A 25,879-nucleotide genomic window follows, 5' to 3' on the forward strand; every position below is an offset into this window, starting at 1 on the left:
AGGGCGGATTAGCGCAGCGTAATCCGCCGTGGATGACATAGCGCCGCAGGCGCACGACTCATGCTGCGTCTGTGCGCCCTTGGTGCGGTTCGTTTAACGGTGCATTACGCTGCGCCGATCCACCCGCCCTCTCGTTCAGCTGCCTCCCGGGCACTGCCCATCATCCGGCTCGGCAGGCCGCACCCGGCCCGACCAGGCCACCACCATGGCCCGCAGCGCCGTCCCGCTGCCGTCACACACCGTAAACGTGCCGTTGGATGCCTTGGCAAACCCTTCCGGGAAGTAGCGCACGCTGTCACGGATGAAGTGATTCCCCAGCAGGTAGATGCCTGTGCGGCTGCCCGGGCTGGAAGCGAGCACCCGCCCGCCGTGATCACAGCGGCCGTTGTCCTGCACAGTGCAAGCTCGGGCACCGTCCGGATCCTCGAATACAATCCACCCCTCGTTCCAGAACTCGCCGCTGCCGCACACCCGGGCGTCTGCGCTCCGGCAGACAGTAATATGCCTGCCCTCTCGCGCGGCGTGTTCACGCGCCTGGTGCAGGCCAGTGCGCAGATCGTTCAGGACGGTCCAGCTGCGCTGACGTTCCATGAGTTGCGTAAAGGAGGGTACGGCCACGCCGAACAATATGGCAGCGACCGCAATCGCGGTGAGGAGCTCCACAAGGGTGAAGCCCAAGTCAGATCGCCGTTCCATGGGAAAATGCTCCGTTGCATGCAGTGCTCCGGTTTCCACTGCAGGTGAATCCCTGATACGCCGTCATTGTAGCCTGCATACCTGCGCGGCTCTACATCCCCACCCGCGCGCCTCGGGTGCGCGCTTGATCCACCGCGAGTCTCCTGCAGAGTTGGGCTGAATGCCTCGCCGAGCCACCCCGGGATAAAGATAGTTCGGGCACGCGGGTCGTACTATGCGCAGCCGTGGCGCCGGGCGCTTGAGCCAGCGTGAACGCACCGGTCGGTTTCGACCACCGTCCAGTGCGGTTCGCCCCTTCGCCCCTATGATTGATGGCGGCGGACCCGACAGGGGCGTGATCGATCTATTGAGCGGTCACCGGGACAAATGGACCTTACTGACGGTTTCGGATCGACATTCATGGGTCACAGCACTTACACCTCATGGCTCCCCGGTGTGCTGATGTTGTTCTACAATGCTATGTATGCAGGGGGTGACGATCATTCAAAGCGCGTTCCAATGCGGCACGGGCATCCCGAATCGCGTCCTCGATTGCACCACTGCCGTGGGCACTGTTTGCGAGCCACTCACGGGCTACAAACGTTCACAAGGTTAGTATGCCGGGCGTTGCGCTCGAGACTTGATGGACACTAGAAGAAATGTCTCTAAGAATTCTGGTCTTTCTCGGATCTACACGCGACAGCACTCCGCCACAACCAGCGCGGCTCGGCTTGCGCGTGGCCCGGGCGTGTGTCGCGCAATTAAACCGCGGCTCCAGCTCCGTTGAGTTGATCGATCCTCTTGATTTCGATCTCGCGTCGGCCTTCAAGCCCCATTTTTCCTATGCGCGTGGCAAGGTCCCGCTGCAGCTCGAATCCCTGGCGGAAAGCATCGACAGCGCTGATGGGTATGTCATGGTCAGCCCGGAATACAACCACTCGATGAGTCCTGCATTGGCACATCTGCTCAATCACTTCGGCAGTTCGCTCTTTTCATACAAAGCAAGCGCGATTGTCACGTATTCAGCCGGCCAATGGGGTGGCGCGCGGGCTGGCGTGGCGATGCGTGGTTTTTTGTCGGAACTGGGGTGTCTGCCCGTCTCGGCGATGATTCATGTCCCGAAGGCGCAGAAGGTTTTCGATAAGGACGGTGGGTACCTCGACAACGTTGATGGGCAGGCGTGGACGGAATACTTTGGCAGGACACTTGCCCAGCTGGAATGGTGGGCGTCCGCTGCCCGATACCAACGCGGCGCGAGTGATCCCTATGCGCTGGCGCCACCCTTTAGCAGGGATCCTTCCCAACGCAATGCGCCGTAGCGCTTGCAACGATCAATTACGTTCTGGGCCTGCGAGCTTTAGCGTCGGGCAGCATGGTGCCGCCGAAACCGGGGTGACGTTGAGGGGCGTTAATTTCGGTTCTAGACTCAAAACAGGGCGGACGGGCAGGGCGTGTCGCCGGGTGGCTTCTTGCTCGGCGAAGTGTGGCTTCTCGTGCACCCTTGGGATCCTGCGGAAGGCTCGATTGCGGGTCGCCCGCTGGTCGGACTGCCTGATCGGCTCAGGTGTGCGGGAGGGTTACACGATGACAAAGCAACACACCCCCTCAGATCAAGCGAAAGAGCGAGCGGTACCCTCGACACAGCAAGCGAGCACTGGCATCTCCCGGCGAGACTTCATGCAGGTGACAGCCCTCGGCGCCGCTGGTCTGTTCGCCGGCTCGCTGACGATGGTCTTCCCCCGCGGCGCGCGTGCCCAGGGTGACGGCGTGTTGCGTCTGGGTGTCATGGGACCGATGACCGGGCCGGCAAGCCGCACGGGTGAGGCCTTCAGGCAGGGCGCCATCCTGGCGCTCGAGGATGCCCGGGAAGCCGGCGAAGTCCCAATCACAGTCGATGGCGAGGAGCGGGACATCGAGCTGGTGTTCGTCGACAGCGAGTCGGACCCCGAGGCGGCGACCCGCGCGGTGCGCGACGCCGTGGAGCGCCAGGGTGTGGAGATGATGGTTGCCGGCTGGCATTCTTCCGTCGCGATGGCCATGACCGACGCCGTTGCGGACCTGGGCATTGTGCACATCGGCCACAACGGAGAATCCCAGTACATCTGTGAGAAAATCAATGAGGACCCGGAACGCTATTCCGGCTGGTTCAAGGGTTGGGCGTCACCCCCCATATTTGCGGGCCTCTACGGCGAGCCCCTGCGGCACTTCATGGACGAGGGGCTGTGGACACCACCGACGATGAATGCCGCCGTCATGGTCGAGGACACCGACTTTGGCCGAGGCTGGGGCGATGCCCTGGTGGAGCAGCTGGGTGAGGCGGGCTTTGATGTAAGGCCCTACGACGTCTCCGCGCTGGACGAGACCGAGTTTACCTCGCTGCTGACGCGCTACCGGGCCAGAAATGTGTCGTTGGTGGGCATGACCACGACCGGCAGCGTCGGTGCCTCTAATTTCGTCAAGCAGTTCCGTGCGGCGCGGATGCCGGCCTTGTTGCTCGGGCATGGCCTGACCTGGTTCCCCGAGTGGTACGACCTCACCGGCGAGGCCTCGGATTTCACGGTGACCATGGATTCGCCCCGCGCTATTGCCCCTTATCAAGAGGAATGGCTGGAGCGCTACCGCGAGCGCTTCGACGAGGACGCGGCGATCGCACCGGCCGGTCATTCCTACGATTACATGCGCATCGCCCTCAAGGTGATCCATGAAACCGGGACGATGGAGCGAGACCGGCTCATCGAAACCACCCGCAATATCGCGCACCAGGGGGTCTGGCACTTCTACGACTTCGCTGAGGAACCGGGCGAACGGGCGCTGTGCTACAACGAGGTCAAGATTGGTGGCTTCGAGGAAGGCTTTTTCTTCCCCATGGTTCAGCTCAAGGGCGGAGAAACGCAGATCATCTGGCCACTCGAGCATGCTCAGGCCGAATTCGAGCAGCCCCCCTGGGTTTGACGTCGGGCCGGTGGGGCCGTAGCGGCTCCGCGCGCTCGTTGCTGAGTTGGTCCGCCGGCACCGCGAACGGGTGCTCGGGGGATTCCTGCGCGGGTCGAATTCATGGCACTGCTTGAAGTCGACGAGCTGGTCAAGCGCTTCGATGGCCTGGTGGTCCTGGATCGGATTCACCTGGCCGTCGAACCGGGCTCCATCGAGGGGGTCATCGGACCCAACGGTGCCGGCAAGACCACTTTGTTCAACATCATCAATGGCATTTACTCCGCCGACGGCGGACGTGTCGTCTTCAACGGCCGCAATATTACCAACAAGCCAACCCACGTCGTCGCCAAGGCGGGGATCGGCCGGACCTTCCAGGTCGCGCGCGTCTACAACGAGATGACGCTGCTTGAGAACATGCTCGTGCCTGCCATACGTCATCCCTGGTCGCGTCGCAGTGCGCAGGCTCGGGCCTATGGGCTGCTGGAGATGGCCCGGCTTGACCATCTTGCGGACCAGGTTGCAGCCGAGATCTCCGGTGGCCAGAAGAAGCTGCTCGAGTTCATACGCACCATGATGAATGATCCCGCCCTCGTCCTGCTGGACGAGCCGTTCAACGGGATCAGCCCCGCGTTGATTGAGGTTCTGATCGACATTGTGCGGACGCTAAACCGCAGCGAGGGCAAGACGTTCCTGCTGATCAGCCATGAGATGCCCCATGTGGGTGAGCTGTGCGACATGGTCACGGTACTCGCCGCCGGGGCCAATATCTCGCGCGGGACGCCGGAAGAGGTACGCAACGATCCGGCCGTAATCGAAGCCTACCTGGGGCATTGATCCAGGGAGACGAGCAGCCGTGGCACTGGAAATCGAGGGCGTTACAGCCGGGTACGTAAAAGAGGTGCCCATTCTGCGCGACGTGGACCTCACGGCCGGCGACGGCCTCGTCACCGTGATCATTGGCCCGAACGGTGCCGGCAAGTCCACCCTGTTGAAGGTCATCTGTGGTTACCTGCAGGCGGCGCAAGGCGTGATCCGGCACGATGGCGTCTCCCTATCCGGCTTGCAGCCGAAGGACATGCTGCGCCACGGCATCGCCTACCTGATCCAGGGCCACAGCGTGTTCCCGCGGATGTCGGTGCAGGACAACCTGGAACTTGGGGCGTGGCTGCTCGGCCGCGACCGCAGGGCCATCCGGCAGGCCTTCGATGACCTCTACACCCGCTACCCACTGCTTCGACAAAAGCGCAGGATGCTGGCCGGTGACCTGTCCGGGGGCGAGCAGCGCATGCTCGAGCTCGCCCGGCTCACCATGACCCAGCCGAAGACGCTGCTGCTCGATGAGCCGTCGGTGGGGTTGATGCCGAAGCTCGTAGACAGCGTCTACCAGGAGATTGCCCGACTGAAGGAGCACGGGTACACGATTCTGATCGTGGATCAGAACGTCCGCAAGGCGATGCACATCGCCGATTACGTCTACGTGCTGAAGCTTGGCGAGAACAGCCACCACGGCCCCCGGGACGACATCGAGCCCCGCCTGAATGCAATCATCCGGGAGTGGATCTGATGGAACTCAGCATCCTTCTCGATCCGTTTATTTTGGCCGAGGTCTCCCTGCAGGGGCTGATCCGCGGCTCGATGTACGGGCTCATGGCCTGCGGCCTGTCCCTGATCTTCGGGCTGATGGGTGTGAAGAATTTCTCCCACGGCGAGTTCTTCATGCTGGGCGCCTACGCCATGTTCTTCGTCGCGGTGATCATGGACATGCCGTTCATCCTCGGCATTGGGGCCGCCGCCGCGGTGCTGTTTGTCTTCGGGGTGCTGGTCGAGCGCACGCTGATCCGGACGTTGCGCCGCCGGGCCGGGCGCGAGTGGCTGCTGGACGCCTTCGTGCTCACCATCGGCCTGATGGTCGTGCTGCAGAACCTTGCCCTGCTCACCTTCGGCAGTACCCGGCGCGGCGTACCGACCCTGATCCCCGGTGGTGTTGAGATCGGGCCGATCTGGCTGACCAATGACCGCCTCCTGATCCTCGTCGCGGCCATCCTGATCGTGTCGATGCTGGGTGTGTTCATCCGCTATACCCGTATGGGTAAGGCGATGCTGGCGACCGGCCAGCATCCGGAGGCAGCCCAGACGCTGGGCATCGATATCAACCGGGTCTATACGTACACCTTTGGCCTGGGCGCCGCGCTCGCCGGGATCGCCGGCGCGCTACTGATCTCGATCTTTCCAGCCTACCCCACGGTGGGGTTTCATCCCGTGATCAAGTCCATCGCCGCGGTGATCCTTGGTGGCCTGGGTAACGTGCCCGGCGCCATTGCCGCGGGGGTGCTGCTGGGCCTGATCGAGGCCTACACCACCTTTTTCCTGGCCTCCGGCTGGCAGCACGTCATCACCGCGGTACTGGTTGTACTGGTGCTGATCGTCCGGCCCTACGGGCTATTCTCGTCGGCAAAGGGGGAGCGTCCATGAGGCAGGAATCCGGTGGCACGAGGCGGCCTTCATTTTTGCGGGCACTGACCGTCTGGCGAGCGGCAAAAATCGCGGTGCTTGTGGCGCTCCTGATCCTGGTGCCTTACGTCAGCGACAGCGCGTTCATCACCACGGTGTTCATTTCTGCCGTGATGTTCGGGCTGTTCGCGGCGATCTACGATCTGATGATCGGCTATGCAGGACTGATCAATTTCGGCTACGCCGGGTTCATCGCCGCCGGCGCGTACACCTCGGCGCTCGCCTGGCTGCATTTCGGCGTATCACCGTGGCTGGGTCTGCTGTTGGCGGGGTTTGTCTGTGCGGCAATTGGGTTTTTCACCGGGTTGGTGTCACTGCGCCTGCGCGGCCTGTACCTGGCGCTGATGACGTTTTTCATCGGGGAGGCGATCCGCTTCACGATCTCCAATACGCCGGATTATACCCGCGGGATGCTGGGACTGAACGTGGCCCCGTTTCCGAGTATCTTCGGGATCGACTTCTCGCGCGGAAACTATCTCAACTACTACTACCTGCTGCTGGTCATCGGTGCGGTGATCATGACTTTCATGACGGCGCTGGTGAATTCCAAGTACGGCCTGGCGTTCCAGGCCTTGCGCGAGGACCCGCTGGCCACGGAGAGCCTCGGCATCAGCACCACGCGGTACAAGTTGCTGAACTTCACCATTGCCAGCTTCCTCACGGGGATTGTGGCGGGCTTCTACGCCCACTACCTGGGCATTCTCTCCCCCACGCCCCAGGAGTTCGGGGTGCCTCGGACCGTTGAGATCCTCACCATCACCTATGTCGGCGGGCGCGGTACGCTGTGGGGGTCACTGTTCTCGGGGTTTTTGCTGATCGGCTTCCAGGAATACTTCCGTGCCCTGGGCGCCTGGCGTCTGGTGTTGTTCGGGTGTCTGCTCATCTTCGTGATGCTCTACGCACGCCGCGGCCTGGCAGGTCTGAAGAAATACGTGTGGTGACGCGATGGCCATTGTGGTAACGCCCAGGTCTTTCCCGGTGGCGCCGGGCGCTGCTACTGTCTAATGCTGGGCGCTGCTAGGTTTAACGATCGATGTGGGAGGCAGTCCGCATGTCACCGACGCAAGGCACCCGCCTCGTTGTCCTGTTGCTTGGCGGTCTGCTCATGACGGCTTGCATCAATGGATCCGACGAGCCGGCAGAGAACGCCGAGACACCGGACTACGAGGTGGAAACCGTTGTCACCGGCCTCGAAAACCCCTGGGGCCTCACATTTCTCACCGCTGAGGATGGCAACAAGGCGCTGGTCACGGAGCGCCCGGGACGGCTCCAGGTGGTGGATCTGGATGCGGGCGAAATGAGTGAGGTGAAGGGCGTTCCCGCGGTGGCGTCGGGTGGCCAGGGCGGGTTGCTCGACGTGGCGCTGTATCCGGACTACGGCCCGGGCCAGGAGTGGGTCTATCTCACCTATGCCGCCGAGGGTGACGATGGCGGCCAGTATGCCACCCATCTGGGGCGGGGGCGGCTGGATCTCGGCGGGATGGAACTCGTCGATTTTGAAGTGCTCCATGTGGCAGAGCCGTTTACCAGCGGTACCGGGCATTTCGGTTCGCGCATGGTCTTCGATGAGGAGTGGAAGCTTTACGTCACGGTCGGCGATCGGCGCCAACGGGACGCGGCCCAGGATCTAAGCAGCCACTGGGGCAAGACCCTGCGTCTGCGGCGCGATGGATCAATTCCTGACGACAACCCCTTTGTTGATGACGTGGACGCGCTTGACGCCGTCTACACTTATGGCCACCGCAACGTGCAGGGCATGACGGTGGATCCGGCCACGGGGTTGATCTGGCAAAACGAGCACGGCCAGCAAAATGGCGACGAGATCAACATCCTCGACCAGCCGGGCGGCAACTACGGCTGGCCCGTTGCCACGTACGGCCGGGAGTACGGCTCCGGCCGGCCCATTGGCGACCTGCCGCCGGAGCGTGACGATACAGTTGATCCGGTCTACCACTGGGACGGCACGCGATACGACCATGGCCAGCAAGGCTTCCCGCCGTCCGGCATGGCGTTTTACCAGGGTGACGCCTTTCCGCAGTGGCAGGGGGATCTGTTCATGGGCAATCTGGCCCATCAGTACCTGGGCCGTTTCGAGGTTCGGGGCCGGGAAGTGGTCAAAGAGCACCGCATGCTGGCTGGCCGCGGCTGGCGCATTCGTGACGTGCGCGTTCATCCGGATTCGGGCCAGTTGTACGTCCTGGTTGATGCGCCCGACGCCCCGCTGTTGCGCGTGCGGCCTGCCCCTTGACCCGGTCGCTCGGGGTTAAGGGTTACCCCGCAGCCGAAGCCATCGCCGCCCCGCAAAGTAGACGATCACGGCCCCGACTACGGCAACGCCGAATGCCGCGAGCAGGTTGAAGTAAGGGTCCTGAATCAGCAGGACGTTGTCGGCAATGATGAACGTTGGGATGCCGATGCCAAAGAACCACAGGCTGGCCGCGTCGAAAAACCGATAGCGGCGGCGTCTCAGCGGCCGCGTGGCGATCAGCGCCAGGCTGAAAAGAATGATGGTGAAGACCACGCCCAAGGTGGCGGGGTATAGGGTGACCAGGGGATGGGTGATCACGAACAAAAACGACATGGGGATGACGACGTAAACCCATGGCCACTCGCCGAACGGATCGTGCCTCTGGCCGAGGCTGGCAACCTCAGGGGCCAGGTAGGCCGCGATGGCCGCGCTGACGACGAGCAAGGTCGCGAAGAGAATGGTTGCTCGGCTGAGTTGGCTGCTCATGGCGTCACCCCCTTGATCGCTGCAGGTGCTCTCTCACTTCACCATAAATCAGCTCAGGGGTTGGTGCATGGCACAGGCGCGGCAAGGTGGCCGTGGTGCCGAGATGTTGGGATGAGGGATCCACCGGTTACAGGACACTAGCGAACCCCCGGGCGCTTCCTGCTCCCGGGGGTTCACAATACGACAATGTGACGAAAGAAACGTCATCGGCCCAAGGCAAGGGCCCTTATGGCGTTTTACAGTTCGTCGTCCTCATCGTCCTCTTCCCACTCTTCCTCATCGAATTCCTCTTCCTCTTCCTCTTCTTCTTCGTCCCACTCGTGGTCTTCGTCCATCTCTTCGTCGTACTCTTCCTCAGCGCCGACGGTGACGATGTTAGAGTCCTGGGAGTCCTTGCCCACTTCCACTGTATCAACGTCGCCTGCGTACTGGGCAGCGGACGCGGTGCCAAGGCCCAGGGCCAGAGCGGAGACGAGCAACGCACAAACGGCAAACCAGCTAGTCACTTTCATCAGTTCTTACCTCTTTCCATAACGTAGGTTGCGAGAAGCAACGACCTCTTCCGTCACAGCACGTCAAGCAAACAGGGTTCCTCAGGTTCACGTGTTTAACACGCGAAAGAGTCGGTCGTGGCCGATTCGAAAAACCACTGTTGACAAACCACGGAAACCCCCAGTGCGCTGTGGTGTCTAAGAGAGCCGCTACAGTGCGTAGCTCCATGTGTGCTCCGAAGCTGCGCACTGTAATAGTACTTACGCGCCGGTTGCGGGATTCGTTCCGTCGATCATAAAAAAATCACCTAACCCGTGCGGCGCACACTGCCTCACGCTGGCCGGACGGCGAGCCGTTCATTGGTGTCGCTTGCGCGTCGCAGGCGGCTTGTGCGCGACACCCATGTCGATGCCCGTCGGGCTGCAGCCAGGGCCAATCGAAAAGGCGGTGGACGGGCGCAAGAATGTCGGGTTCGGTAACGATTGAACCAGTAGAATAAAGGCACGGTCACAGGCAGGGGCCTCGGGCCAGATACTGCGCTATGGCCAGGACGTTGACCACACTGTCATTGACCCAATCGGGAAACCCAAGGACTGTCGCGTGATGAATCTGCGCCCCCGAATCATCTTGCTGGTGGTGCTTGTTACTACACTGGTGGGGTTGGCCGTCCTCTGGGGGATGATTTCTCTGGAGGATATCTGGGAGGCGGCGCAGCTGCAGGAGCTGGGAGAGCGCTTCGCGGACAGCCCCTGGCTCCCATGGCTCGTAATGGCGGCCGTCGTCGTCGGGCTGCAGTTGGCGGTGCCCCAGCTCGTGCTGGTGGTGGTCAGCGTGCTCGTGCTCGGGCCATGGGAAGGTTTTTTTGTCGTTTACTTCGGCATGCTGATTGGCTCCGGAATCGGTTACCTGGTGGGCCGATGGCTTGCGCGCCATCCGGTGCGGCGGCTGTCCACTCGGCGCATGAAACAGCTGAGCCGGCTCCTTGCCAAGCGCGGCATCCTCAACATGGCGGTGATCAATCTTTTGCCCATCGGCCCGCATACCCTAATCAACCTGGCGGCCGGCAGTTCCCATTTGCGCTTTCGTGACTTCATGCCAGGCACGGCGATCGGCATCCTGCCGTCCACGGCCGTGGTGGCTGGAGCCACCCATGTCCTCCTACAGTTTGGCCGTTTACCGACATCGGGGGAGGCCGCGGTCGCACTGCTTATCCTTGGTGTGCTGGCCGTGGTGGTCTGGCTGCTGACACGCTGGGCGTGGAACTGGCTGGCAAGACAATGAGACGAGGGGCTTCTGGGTTGCGTCCGCGAACACTCAAGCCTGCTGGCCCGGGCTGCGCGGGGCCTATTTGGTGTGTGCTCTTCGCTGCGTGCTGCGAAGGATCTGACAATAAGCAGTCGGCGACCGCCGTGCTCCCGCCAGGTCGTGACGGGAGCCCACACTGCAGTCAGACGGTTGGCTACGATTCAGCGATCCATCTCCTCATCGTCCTCGTCGTCCCATTCGTCCTCTCTGTCATCCCAATCGTCGTCCTCGTCCACCGCACCCTCTCCCTCGGGGTCGGCGTGCTGCGCGCCGCCTGTGCCTTCTTCAACTCTGTTCTCGTCCTTTTCGTCCTTGTCAGCGATGGCAGTGCCCATACCAAGGGCAAGGGATGAGATCAGCAACGTACAGATTGCAAGCCAGCTCGATAGCTTCATCGGATCAATCTCCATGTAGTCGATCGGGTGCCACAACAGCGCGCAGCACGAGGTATACCTTACAAGCTGCGTCGTGTTGGCCTACATACGACCTGGCGTCTAATTCGGTTCCGTCAATGCCACGAGCCGTCTCGGGTCAGAGTGACTCGGCGCGACGGTGTCAGAGGGAGTGCGATCAATGACCCGCAGCCTGATTGGCGAAGTCTTCCAATGCATCGGCCACCTGCTGGAGGACGTCGTCGCAATTCTCCAGATCATGCCGGTCGGCCAGGTAGTCGGCGTTGTTGTAGCCGATGTAGACGGTGTGATCGTCCTCCCAGATGAGGGCCTTCATCGGCAGATCGATGGCGGAGCTCCGCCCGCACTGCATTAATTGGGTACCGACCTCGGGGTTTCCGAACATGACCAAACGGGTGGATGCCAGTTCCATGCCCGCTTCTTGCGCACCGGCACTGTGATCGACCTCGGCGAAGACGTTCATCTCCGCCTCTGTCAGGGCGTCGAGTAGCCGCTCATGCGTGGTGTCCACATCGTGCTCGCTTTCCATGGTCGTCATGCCATCGGCGGCATATGCATGGGGGGCCAATAGGGTGAGGCTCGCGATGACGGTCAGCAGTTGCTTCATTGTACGCTCCGCGGTTGGTCGTGGAATGGTTGGGGCAATCGGTCGCGCAAAGTGCCTTGAGGCAGCCATGGCGCCCATCGATCAGTCCGAACACCAGCTGGCGCCCGCGGTTAGAGGTTATAAGGCACTGGCCTGTGGTCGCGACACCTCCTGCCCCAGATAGCGTTCGAACTGCTCCACCGGCAATGGGTGGCTGAACAGGTATCCCTGATAGGCGGGGCAGCCGTCGTCAGCAAGAAATTCCCGGATCGCTGTCGTTTCCACGCCTTCGGCAATGACGTCCAGCCCCAGGCTTTGCGCAAGCACGACAATGGTGCGCACGATCACCGCATCATTGGGGTCGGACAGCACGTCGCGGACAAAGCGCTGATCGATCTTGAGCTGATTCAGCGGCAGGCGTTTCAGGTAGTACAGCGACGAGTAGCCGGTACCGAAGTCATCGAGCGAGAAGCGAATACCCCTGCGCTTGAGTGCCGTCATCTTGGTGATGGTGTCTTCGATGTCCTGCAGCAGCAGGCTTTCCGTGATTTCCAGTTCCAGACGACGGGGATCGGCGCCCGTTCGGTCGACGACATGCAGCACCCGTTCGACGAAGTCGGGATGGTGGAACTGGCGGGGGCTGATGTTTACGGAGACGGTCGTGGGGGCGGTTTCCGAATGTCCGGTCCAGCTCGCGAGTTGGGTGCAGACCGCCTCCAGTATTGCAGTGCCGAGCTCCATGATCAGTCCTGCCTCCTCGGCCACCGGTATAAACTCGGCCGGTGACACCACGCCGCGCCGCGGGTGGTGCCAGCGTGCCAGCGCCTCGGCGCCTATTACCTGCCCCCTGGTGTCGATCTGAGGTTGGTAATACGGCAAGAATTCACCACGCTCCAGCCCCGCACGCAGTTGTGCCTCCAGTTCGACACGGGCGCTAACGGTAGTCTGCATCTCCGGGTCGAAGAGCTTCTGGGTATTGCGACCAGCGGATTTGGCCTGATACATGGCGAAATCTGCCTGCTTCAACAGTTCGTTCACAGTGTCCTGCCGGTCACCGAAAAGCGTGATGCCGATGCTCGGGGTGATGTGACGTTGGTGATCGCCGAGCCAATAAGGCTGGCTCAGCCGGGTGCGCAGATGGTTACCAATGGCCTCGGCCTGCGACGCCGCCTTTTCCGGGCAACCATCGAGCTTGTCGATCAGGACGACGAATTCGTCGCCACCGAAGCGAGCCACCGTGTCCTCGGCACGCAGCGATGCGACCAGTCGGGTGGCGACTTTATAGAGCAGCGTGTCGCCCTCGTCGTGGCCTAGTGTGTCGTTGAGGGTCTTGAAGTTGTCCAGGTCGAGAAACAGTACTGCGCCCCTCTGCCGATGGTGTGCCGCGGATGCGATGGCCTGCTGCAATCGATCCTGCAGCAGGCGCCGGTTTGGGAGCCGCGTCAGTGGGTCATACAGGGCAAGAAACCGGACGTCTTCTTGCGCTTGCTTGCGGTCGGTAATGTCCCGCAAGTAGACCGCCAACCCTTCCTCGGAGGGATACCCGTGTACCTCGAGCGAGACCCCGAACGTCACTAGGTGCTCCTCGAAGTGCACCGTGCAGCCCTCGCGGATGGCGCGGTGGTATTCCTCGCTGAGCCGCGATCCCTGCAATTCGACGAATTCGTCCCAGATGATCTTGCCCAGCAGATCGGTACGAACCCGGCGGAGCAGGCGCTCGGCTTCCCGGTTGATGTAGGTAAACCGCCAGTCGCGATCCAGCGTATAAAAGGCGTCGGTAATGCTTTCCAGTGTGTTGTGCAGTCGTGCCGCCAGGCGGGTGACTTCCTCTTCCGTTTGTTTGCGATCGTCGATGTTCGTGGCCGTGCCGTACCATTTCACGATCCCGCCCGATTCATCCAGAATCGGCACTGCCTGCACCAGATGCCACCGGTACCTGCCGTCACGCTGGTTCTTGATCCGGAATTCGACAGAGTAGCGGGTGCCTGTGTCGACGGCCTTGCCCCAGGCGGCGATCACGTTATCCATGTCGTCCGCGTGAACGACGTCGATCCAGGCGCCAGTCGGCAGATCGTCATCGGCAAGGCCGGCATAGTCCTTCAGCACTCGGTTGCCGAAATACAGCTTGCCCTCGGCGTTTGCGATCCACACCCCCATGGGCATCGCGTCGGCGAGCTCCTGGAAACGGCGCTGACTGCGCATCAGGGTGTGCTCGGTCTGCTTTTGCTCGGTGATGTCCTGGAAGGCCCCCTGGACCTGGGTGATGGTTCCGCTGTCATCGCGTACGGCTTCACCGATGGTCCGCACCCAGATGCGTCGGCCCCGCGCCGTGATCAACTCCATCTCCTCGTCGTAAGGCGTGCCATGGCGGGCGCAGGCGGTAAAGACGTCTGTAATGCGCTTGCGCCATTCCGGCGCGTAGAAGCGGATCCCCTCTGCGATATCGAGTGATGTGCCGGGTGGCATATCGTGAATCGCGCAGACCTCGTCCGACCACATGACCCGTCCCCGGGCGAGGTCGACGGCCCATCCACCCAAGTGGGCGGTGTGGCCGGCAATGCGCAGCAGCCGGTCGCTGCGGCTGAGCGCCGCCTCGGTGCGCGCTCGATCCGCCGCCCCGGCGAGCAGGTGGGTAACGCTCTCAATGAACTCCACATCCTCGGTCGAGAATGCCCGCGGGGCGCCGGCGTATGCTGCAAGGACGCCCCAAGGCCTCTGCTCGCCGGGAATCACGATACTGATGCCGCTCATGACACCGTGCTCGCTGAGGAGAGGCGGCGCGGTGAAGCGGTCCTCCCGGCGCAGATCCTCGACGAGCACAGCACCGTCCGATACAAGTGTGTAACCGGCCTGGGAGTCCGGTGCAGCGCTGACTGTGGTCCACCCGACTAGCCCGTCGCGCCAGCCCACCCCGGCGACCAGCTTCATTGCGTTTTGGTCGGGAAGCAGCTCCAGAATCTTGGCGTATTCAACGCCGAATACATCCGCCACGGTTGCAACCACCGCATGGCGAAGCTCACTCAGGGGCGCGCCCCGCAGGGCCTGGTAGCCAAGCTTGGCCAGCGCCGCCTGGTGGCGCGTGCGGGTCCCGAGTTGCTCCTCCGGCGGTGTTTGGGCGCTCATGTCGTGGATGGATGCACAGGCGTACTCCCGGCCGTCGTGAGCCAGAAATCTGGCATGAGCCCGCACCGGGACGATGCGGCCATCCCTGGCGGTGAGGTGACTCTCAAAGGAGAGGCAGCCGGCCTGTTTCAGTGCATCCCAGTGCTGTGCCCAGTTCGCCGGGGTGAAGTGTGCGTTGAGATCGAAAACCGTGAGCTTCAGGAGTTGGTCGAGCGGATAATCGAGCAAGCGGCAGAGTGTCGTGTTTGCGTTGTAATGGGAGCCGTCGGCTCGCAGCAGGACCATTCCCTCGGCCGCATTCTCGACGGCGAACCGGGCCTGGTCGAAGGTGAACTCGCCATGGAAATCTTGATGGCTCAAAGGCTCCCCCTTCCCGGCGCGTGGTGTTCGCCCCATAAGGAACCATTGGATTCCAGGAGGATACGCACCCTTGGGGTTAGGTTCTTCGGCAGCATCCGTCATCATGACTCCGTATCAAGGCACTGAGCCCATCGTACTGCCGAGATGCCCGGTTTGTGCGCGGCGTAGCCTTACACGAACGCCTCGGCAGTGGTGGTCATGGTGTCGCCTCTCCTTGCGAGGCGTGTGCGTCATGGCCGTGGTCGTTGCCCATGTGCATCAGCGGCGAGGTCATCGTCCATACGGCGAATACCAGCATGATAGCACCCAGGAAACGGCGGGTTCCGGTCCGTGATTGCCAGCGCCTGACTGCCCCCCCAAGCACGGTGACGCCAGTCATTGATGGCAGTGTGCCGAGGCCGAATGCGAACATGATGCCGGCCCCGATCAGCGGATCGCCTGACACGGCAGCTGCGAGCAGTACCGTATAGACCAGCCCGCACGGAAGCCAGCCCCACAGCGCACCAAGTGCCAGGGCCGCGGGCGCGGAGGTCACCGGCAGCAACTTGCGGGCGTGCGGACCGATGAAAGCCCACAGACGCCCGCCTACGACCTCGATACGCCGCAACCCCGACCAGCCAGTGAGCAGGTGGGCTGCCACCGCGAGCAGGACCAGCCCAGTGGCGACGCGCAGCAAGACGCCCCATTGCGGCTGCGAGACGCCGATCCCGACCAGTGCCACTAACGTGGCAGCCAGCGCGCCCAAAACCGTGTAACTGCCAAGCCGGCCGATGTTGTAGCACACCGCGTAGAGCCAGCGGTGCCCGGCTTTGGTGCCGCCAGTGGCCATGCCCAGAGTGCCCGCAATCCCGCCGCACATGCCAAGGCAATGCGGGCTCCCCGCCAGGCCAATGGCAACTGCGGCCAAGAGGGTGAGTTCGGGCGTCACGAGTCGCCTTGTTGGTCGTCATTGTCCTTGCGTTGGTGCTGTCTGCGTTCGGTTTCCTCGTCCAGCAGAATCGAGTAGGCGGGTGAGTCGAGGTCATCGTACTGGCCACTGCGCACCGCCCAAAAAAACGCCCAAACGCCGAGCGCCAGGAGCACCAGGCTGATGGGTATGGAGACGAACAGGATATTCATGCGGAAGTCCCTCCCTCGAGTGCGCGTAAGGCGTCGGGCCGTGTTACTCCCCGGCGCAGTGGGCTGTTCAGTCGGCGGGCGTTGAGCACGACGACGACAGAGCTGAGCGTCATGCCGATGGCGGCGAGCCAGGGAGGCACGAAGCCGGCGGCGGCCAGGGGCAACATGCTGGCGTTGTAGCAGGCCGACAGGGCGAGATTTTGTTGGATAATCCGCCGCGTGCGTCGGGCGGTCGTTAGGCCGGTGGCAAGTCGGTTCAGCCGGCCGCCGAGTAAAATCATGCCGGCGCTGGTCTGCGCCAGTGCGGTCCCCTCGTTCAGGGCGGCGGAGACATTGGCGCCGGCGAGGACCGGCGCGTCGTTGATACCGTCTCCCACCATCAGGATCACGGCATTGTTTTGTTGCAGGGTCCGCAACCGCGCCAGCTTGTCCTCCGGCGACATGCGTGCATGCCAGGTGGCGATCCCAAGCTGTTTGGCGGCGTCGCCCACGGGCGCCGGGGCATCGCCGCTCGCGATTTCGACGGCCATGCCGAGGGCCTGCATGGTGTCGATGGACTCCCGGGCCTCGGGGCGAATGCGGTCGGCGACGCGGAAGGCGGCGAGGGGGCCACTCGCATCGGCAAGCAGAATCCATGCGCCATCTTCGAATCGGGGATCGGGCGCCGTCCCTGGTAGCTCGACAACCCAGTCGGGCTTGCCCATGCGGTACCGGCGCCCGTTTATGCGCCCCTGGATGCCCGCGCCCCGGATCACCTCCGTGTCCTCTGCTGGGCGCATCGAGGAGTCCTCTCGGAATGCCCGTGCGATGGGGTGTTCGGAGTGGTGTTCCAGGGCGGCGGCGATGCGGTAGGCTTCATGGCTGGGTAGGGTGCCGAGTGCCTGCGTTTCGACAACGCTGAGCCGGCCTTCGGTGAGCGTGCCGGTCTTATCGAGCACTACGTGGGTGACCTTCGCCAGGGTCTCCAGCGCATCGGGGCGGGTGACCAGCAAGCCGTCGCCGGCCATGCGGTTGGTCCCGGCTGCCAGGGCGGTGGGCGTCGCCAGGGACAGCGCGCAGGGGCAGGTCGCCACCAGCATGGCGAGGGTGATGGGGAAGGCCAGGGCTGGATCCACATGCCACCATAGCGCGAACACGGTTGCTGCGGCGATCAGCACCACGGTGACAAACCAGCGGGCGACCTGGTCGGCGAGTCGGGCCAGCATCGGTCGCTGTGCCTGCGCGCGGCGCAGCAACCGGCCAATATGGGACACCATGGTGTCCTGGCCGACATGCTCGATGGCGATCTCCAGGCTGCGGTGAATATTGATGCTACCGCCGACTACCCGGGCGCCTACGCCGCGCTGCTGCGGGTCCGACTCGCCGGTGAGCATGGACTCATCCACACTGCTGTGCCCGCGCACCACTGTGCCGTCGGCGGGGACTGTGGCACCGGAGCGGACAAGCACGCGATCGCCCACCTGCAGATCGCCCGAGGGGACTTCCTGCTCCTGACTGCCCTCGTTGAGCCGAATCGCCGTGGTCGGAACGAGCTGCGCCAGCGCATCGGTGGTGGCGTTCGCGCGGTGGCGGGCGGCCATTTCCACGTAACGCGCCACGAGCAGAAAGAACGTGAACATGGTGATGGAGTCGAAGTAGATCTCCGCGCCGCCCATGAACGTGACCCAGACGCTGGCGCCGTAACCCGTACCAATGGCCAGCGCCACGGGAACATCCATGCCCGGGCTGGCGTTGCGCAGGTCTCGTATCGCGCCGATAAAAATGGGCAGCCCCGCGTACAACACCACCGGCGTGGCCACGAGCAGGCTGACCAGACGCAGGAACTGCTCATGTACCGGGTCCATGCCGTAGTGCTGGCCAAAATACAGCCCGACGGCAAACATCATGGCTTGCATCATACCCAGGCCGGCCACAATCAACCGGCGCATGGCGCTGCGGCGTTCGCGTATCGCCTGAGACTGCGTCGCTTCGGGCAGTACCGGGTTGGGCTTATAGCCCAGTCGCCCCATGTGGGCCATCAGTCGGCTGAGCCGGACCGCGTTCGGATCCCAACGCAGCAGGGCACGGCCGCTCGCCGGGTTAACGCGGATTTCCTCAACCCCCGGCGCGTCCTCCAGGCTTCGCTCGATCAGCCAGCCGCAGGCCGCGCAGTAGAGGTTGTCCAGCAGCAGGTTGGCCTCACAGAGGCCCTCCGCGCTGTGGTGAACGAAGTCCTTTTGCACGCGCGGCTCGTCGAAGCTTGTATACCTGGACGGATCGGCGTCTGCGTCCATCTCCGGGCGTCCGGCAGGCTCGGGGCGAAACTGGTAAAAGGCATCGAGCCCGGAGTCAATAATGGTATTGGCGACCGCTTGGCAGCCTGTGCAGCAAACCGCTCGGGCTGCACCGTCAAGGTTGACGGTGAGGGTCACGCCCGAAGGTACCGGTTCGCCGCAATGGAAGCAGCCTTCGTTCATTCTGCGTTCCGGCCTCCCGCCTCCAGCGACAGCTCGCTTGCGTCGGCGGCGACCTCCTTGGCAAGCAGCCATTGCCCGTCGCCGGACTGCAGGCGCATGTAGCGGCGTCCGTCCACAGCGCGCCTGGCATTGGCGCGATACAGCCCTGTGCTATCACGCGGCATGGACAGCTTCACGTCCCGGTCGGCATGGGTCGGGTGCGACAGCAAGAGGTCTAGGCTGTCGGGCAATTCCGCCGGACCGCGCAGGTGAACGGTGACATGCCCCGTCTCGCGGTCAAGCATCAGTGTGCCCTCCAGGCCCAGCTTGACCGCCGCACGTTCGCGGTCGTCGTTCTTGTGCAGCGCGCGCCCGGCCTGGGCGTAGTTATCAACCACCGGACTGTCACCGTGCGTGACCGCGACACCAACCAGGCTCAGGCCGATCACGATCGAGGTCATCGGCGGTGCGAGCACGAACCAGAGCCAGAACTCCCGATACCACGGTCGTTGCGATGTGTCTTTCACGGTTAGTTGTCTCCCGGTGAAGGCCCATGGAAGCGCGCCGTGTTGACGGTGCGAATGTCGGGATCCGTGGTCGACTCCATGATCAGCCGGAAAGGGTTGCCAGCGCCTTCCACGGCATCGCGGGGAACCTGCACCCGCGCGACGACGGAGTCGGTTTCGCCAGGCCCGACGCGGAGGGTGTCCTCACGCGTGACAACCTCGATACCCTCGAGGCCTTCGGCTTCCAGCCGGTAGTCGTGGGCGACCCGGTCCTTGTTGAGAACGCGCACCGTGTAGACGTTCTCGATGGTGTACCAGTCCACTTCTCGATACACCACATTGCGATCCGAGAGGACCTCGACCGCCAAAGGCACGCGCTGGGTGAGGCTATACACCACGCCGGTAGTCAGTACCAGCAAGGCGAGGCCGTAGATCATAACCCGCGGCCGCAGCACCTTCTCGGGCTTGCCGTTCATTGCGTTTTCGGTGGAATAGCGGATCAGGCCGCGGGGGTAGTTCATCTTGTCCATGACACCATTGCAGGCATCGATGCACGCGGCACAGGCGATGCATTCGTACTGCAGACCCTTGCGGATGTCGATGCCTGTGGGGCAGGCCTGGACGCACAGGTTACAGTCAATGCAGTCCCCCAGGCCCCGCTCGCGCGGGTCGATACCCCGTGGTCGCCCGCCCCGGGGCTCGCCGCGCTCTTCATCGTAGGAGATAATGAGCGTATTGTTGTCGAACATGGCGCTCTGGAAGCGGGCATAGGGGCACATGTAGATGCAGACCTGCTCGCGCAGGAATCCCGCGTTACCCCAGGTAGCGACGCCGTAGAACAGGACCCAGAACGTCTCCCACGGCCCCAGGCTGAGTGTTGTCAGGCGGCCGGCGAGTTCGGTGATCGGGGTGAAGTAGCCGACAAAGGTAAACCCGGTGAATAACGCGAAGACAATCCAGAGCAGGTGTTTACTGCCGCGCCGGAGGATTTTCTGGCGGCTCCAAGGGGCCTTGTCGAGCTTGATACGCTGCTGGCGCTTGCCTTCCGTCCACCGCTCCATCCAGATGAATGCCTCGGTCCAGACCGTCTGTGGGCACGCATACCCGCACCACAGCCGGCCGGCGAGGGCGGTGAAGAAAAACAACGATAGCGCGGCGATGACCAACAGCAGCGCCAAGTAGACGAAATCCTGCGGCCAGAGCGTCAGACCAAAGACATGAAACTGGCGGGCCGGCAGGTCGAACAGCACCGCCTGGCGACCGTCCCATTGTAACCAGGGCAGCCCGTAGAAAATGCCAAGCAGCACGATTACGGCCAGGTGGCGCAGCGTCTGGAACGGTCCCTTAACCTCGCGCGGGTGGATCTTCTCCCGGGCGATGTACATCGGCCCATCGTCTGCTGCCGGTTCCGGTTTGCTCATGGCGACTCCTGCGGACTCCGCTCCGTCAGCACGAAGGTCATAACGCTGGAGGCGAGCCCGACGCCCCAGAACATAAAGAAGCCAATGGTGTAGCCCGCCATGCGGCTGAACTCCCAATGGGGGAGTGTCTGCATGTGAAGCGTCTCCGGGTCGATGTTGGCGAAGAACACCACGGAGGCGACGGCCGCCGTTAGAAACGATGGCCACAGCGTGCCCCCGAGGCTGCGCAGCAGGCGTGCCTTACTCATCGGAATCCGGCTCCTCCTCTTCGTTGTCGCGCTCGTGCGCGGAGAGGCTGTAGACGTAAGCCGCCAGCAGGTGGACGCGATCTTCGCCGAGCAACTCCTCTTGAGCTGGCATCTCGCCCTGTCGCCCTTCCCTAATGGAGGTCTTAATGGCCTCCAGGGTCCCGCCGTAGGTCCAGTAGCCATCGGTCAGATCGGGCGCACCTAGCTGCTGTCGGCCTGTGCCATCGGGGCCATGGCAGGCGGCACATTGGGTCTCGAAGCGTTCCTGCCCTTGACTCACGAGGTCCTCCGGGGCGTCGCGACCCTCGAGAGTCATGACGTAGGCGGCCACTTCCTCGACGCCGTCGTCACCCAATGCGCCCCCGAGCGCCGGCATGTTGCCGCGACGACCCTCGAGGATGGATTGGCGGATCTCCTCCGGCTCGCCGCCCCACTGCCACGAATTGTTGGCGATGTTCGGAAAACCGATACGGCCGCCGCCGTCGGCGCCATGGCAGACGGCGCAGTTGTTTCCAAACAGGCGCCGCCCGGTGCGCATGGCTTCCTCGTGTTCCGCGAGCTCCGGGATGGGCATTTCCGCGTACCTGGAGAATATTGGCGCAACGCGCTCTTCCACCGATTCCACCTCCTCGGCCCAGGCGCTGTACTGGGACCAGCCGAGAAGCCCCTTGAAACTGCCAAGCCCGGGGTAGAGTGCGAGGTAGATCAGTCCAAAGACAATCGAGATGTAGAACAGCCACAGCCACCAGCGGGGCATTGGCTTATTGTACTCCTCCAGTCCATCCCAGGAGTGGCCGGTGGTTTCATGCGCAGCGGACTCTCCCGGGCGCTTTTTTTCGGTCCAACGGATCAGCCACACGCAGGCGAGGATATTGGCGAGAGAAAGAATCGTGATGTACCAGCTCCAGAAGCTACTCATGGTCCTTGTCCTCGCGCCGGTTATGGTTGGAGTTGTCGCGATTCTCTTCCAGTGGTAACTGGGCTGCCTCGTCGAAACCCGGCTTGCGCTTGCTGCTGTAGGCCCACGCGACAATGCCCAGGAACAGGATCAGCATGAGCACGGTGAGCAGGCCGTAGAATGTATAGATATCCATGTCAGTCGCCCTCGTTAGCGGTCCGGCTCGATCGCGGTGCCCAGGAACTGGAGGTAGGCGATGATGGCCTCCATTTCGGTCTTGCCATCCACTTCGTCCGCGGCTTCTTCGATCTGCTCATCGGAGTACGGCACGTTCAGCCAGCGCTGCTGTGCCCGCATGCGGCTCGCCACGGAATCCCCGTCCAAGGTGCGCTCGGCGAGCCAGGGATAGGCCGGCATGTTCGATTCCGGCACCACGTCTCGCGGATTGAGCATGTGGATTTCATGCCAGAGATCGGTGTAGCGCCCCCCCACCCGGGCCAGGTCGGGCCCGGTGCGCTTGGAGCCCCACTGGAACGGGCGGTCATAGACGGATTCTCCGGCCAGGGAATAGTGGCCATAACGTTCGGTCTCCGCGCGCAGGGGGCGGATCATCTGCGAGTGGCAGTTGTAGCATCCCTCGCGCACGTAAATGTCGCGCCCGGCGAACTCCAGCGGTGGGTAGGGTTCCACCCCCTCCATCGGCTCGGTGGTTTCACTGAGAAAGAGCAACGGCACGATCTGCACCAGCCCGGCAACGCTGATGACCAGGGCAATGAGCACCGCCATGAGGCCGATATTCTTCTCGATGACTGAGTGGTTCATGCTTCAGGCCTCCTGCGCGGCAGCGGGTTTGGGCACCTCTTCTTTCACGGCTCGCGTGGTCATCCAGACGTTCCAGGCCATGAGCAACATTCCGGCGAAGAACAAGATTCCCCCCAGCAGTCGGACCATGTAGTAGGGATAGGTGGCCACCAGCGACTCAATGAAGGTGTAGGTGAGGGTGCCGTCTTCGTTCACCGCTCGCCACATAAGCCCCTGCATGACCCCGGCGATCCACATGGCGGCGATGTAGAGCACGACGCCGATGGTGGAAATCCAGAAGTGAAGTTCGATCGCCTTGATGCTGTGCATGCTCTCACGGCCGTAGAGCTTGGGAATCAGCGCGTAGATGGCACCGAAGGAAATGAAGGCCACCCAGCCAAGCGCGCCGGCATGCACATGGCCAATGGTCCAGTCGGTGTAGTGTGATAGGGCGTTGACCGTCCTGATAGACATCATCGGCCCCTCGAATGTCGCCATGCCGTAAAAGGAGAGGGAGACCACCAGGAACTTCAGGATCGGGTCAGTGCGCAGCTTATGCCAGGCACCCGAGAGGGTCATGATGCCGTTAATCATGCCACCCCAACTTGGCGCTAGCAGGATCAGCGAGAACACCATGCCCAGCGACTGTGCCCATTCCGGCAACGCCGTGTACTGCAGGTGATGGGGCCCGGCCCACATGTAGATCGAGATCAGCGCCCAAAAGTGCACGATGGACAGTCGGTAGGAGTAAATCGGGCGGTTCACCTGCTTGGGGATGAAGTAGTACATCATCCCGAGGAAGCCAGCGGTTAGGAAAAAGCCGACCGCGTTGTGCCCGTACCACCACTGCACCATCGCATCCACGGCCCCCGCGTAGATGGGATAGGACTTGGTTAGCGAGACCGGGATCACCAGGTTATTGACGATGTGCAGCACCGCAACGGTGAGGATAAAGGCCCCGAAGAACCAGTTAGCGACATAGATATGCTTGACGTTGCGCTTGACGATGGTGCCGAAAAACACGATTGCGTAGGAGACCCAGACGACGGCGATGAGCAGCGCGATGGGCCACTCCAGCTCGGCGTACTCCTTGCTCATGGTTATGCCCAGGGGGAGGGTGATCGCCGCCAGGACGATTACCGTCTGCCAGCCCCAGAACGTAAACGACGCAAGTCTTGGCAAAAACAAAGACGTCTGGCAGGTGCGCTGCACCACCCAGTAGGAGGTGGCGAACAGCGCGCTGCCGCCGAATGCGAAGATCACCGCATTGGTATGCAATGGGCGAAGCCGGCCGTAGCTGAGCCACGGGACGTCGAAGTTCAGCGCCGGCCAAATGAGCTGCGCGGCAATGAGCACGCCAACGCCCATGCCGACGACTCCCCAGACCACCGTTGCCAGCGCAAACTGGCGGACCACGTTTTCGTTGTATCGAATTGTTGATTCCATGGATTCGGATCCGTCTGCAAGTAAGGGGCGGGTTGGCAACACCACCTGTCAGCAAAGAAGTATCAGCGGATGAGGTAGAACGGTTTTTGATATAGATCAAATCGCGCGCCGGTTGAACGATGGGGTCGCTCACCAAGCCCCTTGACCCACGGATCGTTTCTTGTGCCCGTGTGTGGGTCGGTGCCGCGAAGCTACGCACTTCACCGAGGCAGGGATTGTGTCCCGCGCGCGGCTGTTACCTCGGCCCTACTCGTCGGTACCGAACTACCCCATAAAGAGTAGCAGACGATGCCGGTTCCGCAGCAACCGATCTTAAGCGGCGGCAATGCTGGTCCGAAGCGCGGTGGCCCCGGAACGGACGCCGACAGGCGCGGCTGCTTCCGGGGGAGGCAACAGGCTGTCGGTACGGTTACAGGACACTAGTACTACAGGTGTCCGCCGATGGTCATGGTGAGCCAGCCGGCGAAACGCTTATGCCAGGGGCGATTTTCCCAACGCTGCAAGTCGTAGCGTTCGGCATCCGCCAAGTCGCTCTCAACGAGCTTGCGGATGTCCCGCGCGAATGGCTCGTCGTAGACATTGACATTGGCTTCGTCATTGATGCGAAAAGATCGGTTGTCCAGATTGGCGGAACCGATGCTGGCCCACTGGTCATCGATGCTCATCAGCTTCGAGTGGTACATGGCGGGCTGATACTCATAGATCTCCACGCCGGCTTCCAGCATAGGTTGCCAGCGGTTGACGGAGGCGTGGCGGACGAATCCTTTGTCGATGCTGTCTCCGGGCACCAGAATCCGCACCTCGACGCCGCGCTGCGCGGCCTTTGTGAGGCCGTCGAGAAAGCCCGCATCCGGATAGAAGTAAGCCGTGCCGATGGTGATTTGCTCCTCGGCCGCAGTGACGGCGTGGAGGAACATCTTGCGAATGCGGTGGCGTCCTTCACGAGGCGCGCTGTTGACCATTTGTGCGCGCAGCTCGCCATTCGGCTCCAGAGAAGGAAAGTAGAGATCACCGGCCAACAGCTGCCCGCTCGCATCCAGCCAGGTCTCCATGAACGCCGCCTGCATGTGGCCTACGACGGGGCCGCGAATCCGGAAGTGATTATCGCGGTAGGCGCTCCCGTCGCCGTCCGGTACCCAGTCATCGGCAACATTGGCGCCGCCGGTGAAGCCCTCCCTGCCATCGACCACCAGCAATTTGCGGTGTGTCCGGTGATTGAACCGAGCCAGTTGATACCACGAGGGCTTACGCCAGCGTATGAGGTTCATCCCGGCATTGGTCATGTGTTCGAACTTGGCCGGGTCCGCAGCCGTTGAGCCAACGAAATCCAGCAACGCATGCACGGCGACGCCCCGTTCGGCCGCCGCTGCCAGCGCATCGGCAAATGCACCGGCGGCATCCTCGCCCCAGAACTCGTAGGTCTCGAAGGTGATGGAGTGCTCCGCCGCGTCGATGGCATCGAGCATCGCTGGATAGATCGCTTCGCCGTCTTGGAGCAGGTCGATCGCATTGCCTTCGGTGATGGGCTGCTGGAGCAACAGCCCCATCGCGCGCTCGAATTGTGGATCACCCACGCCATAGTCGATATCGACGGGCTGCTCCAGCCGCATGGGTTTCGGCAGGGCATTGAAGAGTATGACATTGCCGATGACCAACACCCCAGCAAGTGTCAATGTCGCGGCAGCAATGACTACAGCTCGGCGTCTCAACACGACCTCTCGGCATTTCGCGTCTAGCGCACGGGCGCGTGGCTCTAGTGTCCTGTCCCGCAAATACCGTTACGATTGTCGCGGCCCTGACGGCCCCTGGCGGCGTTGCGCCTCCTCGCCGTAGTCCCCGCTACGCCTCGTCGGCGCGCCTTGCCAGGAACCG

Annotated in this window: 25 protein-coding genes; 8 read left to right on the plus strand and 17 right to left on the minus strand. The window is 62.6% G+C overall.

All coding sequences use genetic code 11. The annotated features are described in order from the left end of the window. Positions 1-135: 135 nt before the first annotated feature. Positions 136-696 (minus strand): GspH/FimT family pseudopilin, encoded by a 561-nt coding sequence (locus QZT63_RS08050; protein ID WP_290650135.1) that lies wholly within the window; start codon positions 694-696, stop codon positions 136-138. Between the two features lie 638 nt (positions 697-1,334). Here QZT63_RS08050 and QZT63_RS08055 point away from each other — a divergent pair. The 7 genes from QZT63_RS08055 to QZT63_RS08085 all read left to right on the plus strand — a co-directional run bounded on the left by QZT63_RS08055 (position 1,335) and on the right by QZT63_RS08085 (position 8,368). Continuing rightward, complete coding sequence (locus tag QZT63_RS08055) at positions 1,335-1,994, plus strand: NAD(P)H-dependent oxidoreductase (RefSeq protein WP_290650137.1); 660 nt, start codon at positions 1,335-1,337, stop codon at positions 1,992-1,994. 265 nt (positions 1,995-2,259) lie between these two features. Further along, positions 2,260-3,627, plus strand: a complete 1,368-nt coding sequence (locus tag QZT63_RS08060) for an ABC transporter substrate-binding protein (RefSeq protein ID WP_290650139.1) — start codon at positions 2,260-2,262, stop codon at positions 3,625-3,627. A 102-nt stretch (positions 3,628-3,729) separates the two neighbouring features. Next, positions 3,730-4,443: an ABC transporter ATP-binding protein gene (locus QZT63_RS08065; protein ID WP_290650141.1), complete on the plus strand. Its 714-nt coding sequence runs from the start codon at positions 3,730-3,732 to the stop codon at positions 4,441-4,443. A 19-nt stretch (positions 4,444-4,462) separates the two neighbouring features. Further along, positions 4,463-5,173, plus strand: coding sequence for an ABC transporter ATP-binding protein (locus tag QZT63_RS08070; RefSeq protein ID WP_290650143.1), 711 nt, complete (start codon positions 4,463-4,465; stop codon positions 5,171-5,173). Continuing rightward, positions 5,173-6,081: a branched-chain amino acid ABC transporter permease gene (locus tag QZT63_RS08075; protein ID WP_290650145.1), complete on the plus strand. Its 909-nt coding sequence runs from the start codon at positions 5,173-5,175 to the stop codon at positions 6,079-6,081. The genes QZT63_RS08070 and QZT63_RS08075 overlap by 1 nt, the downstream gene beginning before the upstream one ends. Next, positions 6,078-7,061: a branched-chain amino acid ABC transporter permease gene (locus QZT63_RS08080; RefSeq protein WP_290650147.1), complete on the plus strand. Its 984-nt coding sequence runs from the start codon at positions 6,078-6,080 to the stop codon at positions 7,059-7,061. The genes QZT63_RS08075 and QZT63_RS08080 overlap by 4 nt, the downstream gene beginning before the upstream one ends. A gap of 110 nt (positions 7,062-7,171) precedes the next feature. Continuing rightward, positions 7,172-8,368: a PQQ-dependent sugar dehydrogenase gene (locus QZT63_RS08085; protein WP_290650148.1), complete on the plus strand. Its 1,197-nt coding sequence runs from the start codon at positions 7,172-7,174 to the stop codon at positions 8,366-8,368. A 15-nt stretch (positions 8,369-8,383) separates the two neighbouring features. On the opposite strand, the gene QZT63_RS08090 is transcribed toward QZT63_RS08085, so the two are convergent. Both QZT63_RS08090 and QZT63_RS08095 read right to left on the minus strand, forming a co-directional pair. Beyond that, positions 8,384-8,854, minus strand: coding sequence for a hypothetical protein (locus QZT63_RS08090; protein ID WP_290650150.1), 471 nt, complete (start codon positions 8,852-8,854; stop codon positions 8,384-8,386). A gap of 236 nt (positions 8,855-9,090) precedes the next feature. Then, positions 9,091-9,366 carry a hypothetical protein gene (locus QZT63_RS08095; protein ID WP_290650152.1) on the minus strand — a complete coding sequence of 92 codons (276 nt, stop codon included), beginning with the start codon at positions 9,364-9,366 and terminating at the stop codon, positions 9,091-9,093. Between the two features lie 583 nt (positions 9,367-9,949). Between QZT63_RS08095 and QZT63_RS08100 the strand changes: the two genes are divergently transcribed. After that, positions 9,950-10,627 (plus strand): VTT domain-containing protein, encoded by a 678-nt coding sequence (locus tag QZT63_RS08100; protein WP_290650154.1) that lies wholly within the window; start codon positions 9,950-9,952, stop codon positions 10,625-10,627. 185 nt (positions 10,628-10,812) lie between these two features. On the opposite strand, the gene QZT63_RS08105 is transcribed toward QZT63_RS08100, so the two are convergent. The 14 genes from QZT63_RS08105 to QZT63_RS08170 form a co-directional block, all read right to left on the minus strand. Continuing rightward, a complete protein-coding gene (locus QZT63_RS08105) occupies positions 10,813-11,046 on the minus strand; it encodes a hypothetical protein (protein WP_290650156.1) in 234 nt (77 codons plus the stop codon). A 175-nt stretch (positions 11,047-11,221) separates the two neighbouring features. Continuing rightward, positions 11,222-11,671 (minus strand): DUF302 domain-containing protein, encoded by a 450-nt coding sequence (locus QZT63_RS08110; RefSeq protein WP_290650157.1) that lies wholly within the window; start codon positions 11,669-11,671, stop codon positions 11,222-11,224. A gap of 117 nt (positions 11,672-11,788) precedes the next feature. Continuing rightward, positions 11,789-15,133 carry an EAL domain-containing protein gene (locus QZT63_RS08115; RefSeq protein ID WP_290650159.1) on the minus strand — a complete coding sequence of 1,115 codons (3,345 nt, stop codon included), beginning with the start codon at positions 15,131-15,133 and terminating at the stop codon, positions 11,789-11,791. Between the two features lie 196 nt (positions 15,134-15,329). After that, positions 15,330-16,061, minus strand: a complete 732-nt coding sequence (locus QZT63_RS08120; protein WP_290650161.1) for a sulfite exporter TauE/SafE family protein — start codon at positions 16,059-16,061, stop codon at positions 15,330-15,332. Next, positions 16,058-16,252: a cbb3-type cytochrome oxidase assembly protein CcoS gene (gene ccoS / locus QZT63_RS08125; RefSeq protein WP_290650163.1), complete on the minus strand. Its 195-nt coding sequence runs from the start codon at positions 16,250-16,252 to the stop codon at positions 16,058-16,060. Before ccoS ends, QZT63_RS08120 begins: the two co-directional genes overlap by 4 nt. Then, positions 16,249-18,708, minus strand: a complete 2,460-nt coding sequence (locus tag QZT63_RS08130) for a heavy metal translocating P-type ATPase (protein WP_290650165.1) — start codon at positions 18,706-18,708, stop codon at positions 16,249-16,251. The genes ccoS and QZT63_RS08130 overlap by 4 nt, the downstream gene beginning before the upstream one ends. Next, positions 18,705-19,214, minus strand: coding sequence for a FixH family protein (locus QZT63_RS08135; protein WP_290650167.1), 510 nt, complete (start codon positions 19,212-19,214; stop codon positions 18,705-18,707). Before QZT63_RS08135 ends, QZT63_RS08130 begins: the two co-directional genes overlap by 4 nt. Positions 19,215-19,216: 2 nt before the next feature. Next, positions 19,217-20,614, minus strand: coding sequence for a cytochrome c oxidase accessory protein CcoG (gene ccoG, locus QZT63_RS08140; protein WP_290650169.1), 1,398 nt, complete (start codon positions 20,612-20,614; stop codon positions 19,217-19,219). Continuing rightward, entirely contained in the window at positions 20,611-20,862 is a 252-nt protein-coding gene (locus QZT63_RS08145) for a hypothetical protein (protein ID WP_290650171.1), read from the minus strand. Before QZT63_RS08145 ends, ccoG begins: the two co-directional genes overlap by 4 nt. Next, on the minus strand, positions 20,855-21,781 hold the full coding sequence (ccoP, locus tag QZT63_RS08150; protein ID WP_290650173.1) for a cytochrome-c oxidase, cbb3-type subunit III: 927 nt from the start codon (positions 21,779-21,781) through the stop codon (positions 20,855-20,857). Before ccoP ends, QZT63_RS08145 begins: the two co-directional genes overlap by 8 nt. After that, entirely contained in the window at positions 21,774-21,956 is a 183-nt protein-coding gene (locus QZT63_RS08155) for a cbb3-type cytochrome c oxidase subunit 3 (RefSeq protein ID WP_290650175.1), read from the minus strand. Before QZT63_RS08155 ends, ccoP begins: the two co-directional genes overlap by 8 nt. 14 nt (positions 21,957-21,970) lie before the next feature. Continuing rightward, on the minus strand, positions 21,971-22,582 hold the full coding sequence (ccoO, locus tag QZT63_RS08160; RefSeq protein WP_290650177.1) for a cytochrome-c oxidase, cbb3-type subunit II: 612 nt from the start codon (positions 22,580-22,582) through the stop codon (positions 21,971-21,973). 3 nt (positions 22,583-22,585) lie between these two features. Then, positions 22,586-24,007, minus strand: a complete 1,422-nt coding sequence (gene ccoN / locus QZT63_RS08165) for a cytochrome-c oxidase, cbb3-type subunit I (protein ID WP_290650179.1) — start codon at positions 24,005-24,007, stop codon at positions 22,586-22,588. Between the two features lie 425 nt (positions 24,008-24,432). Further along, positions 24,433-25,716, minus strand: coding sequence for a phospholipase D-like domain-containing protein (locus tag QZT63_RS08170; protein WP_290650181.1), 1,284 nt, complete (start codon positions 25,714-25,716; stop codon positions 24,433-24,435). Positions 25,717-25,879 lie beyond the last annotated feature (163 nt).

Source organism: Aquisalimonas sp. (genome assembly GCF_007120195.1).
Taxonomy (GTDB): domain Bacteria; phylum Pseudomonadota; class Gammaproteobacteria; order Nitrococcales; family Aquisalimonadaceae; genus Aquisalimonas.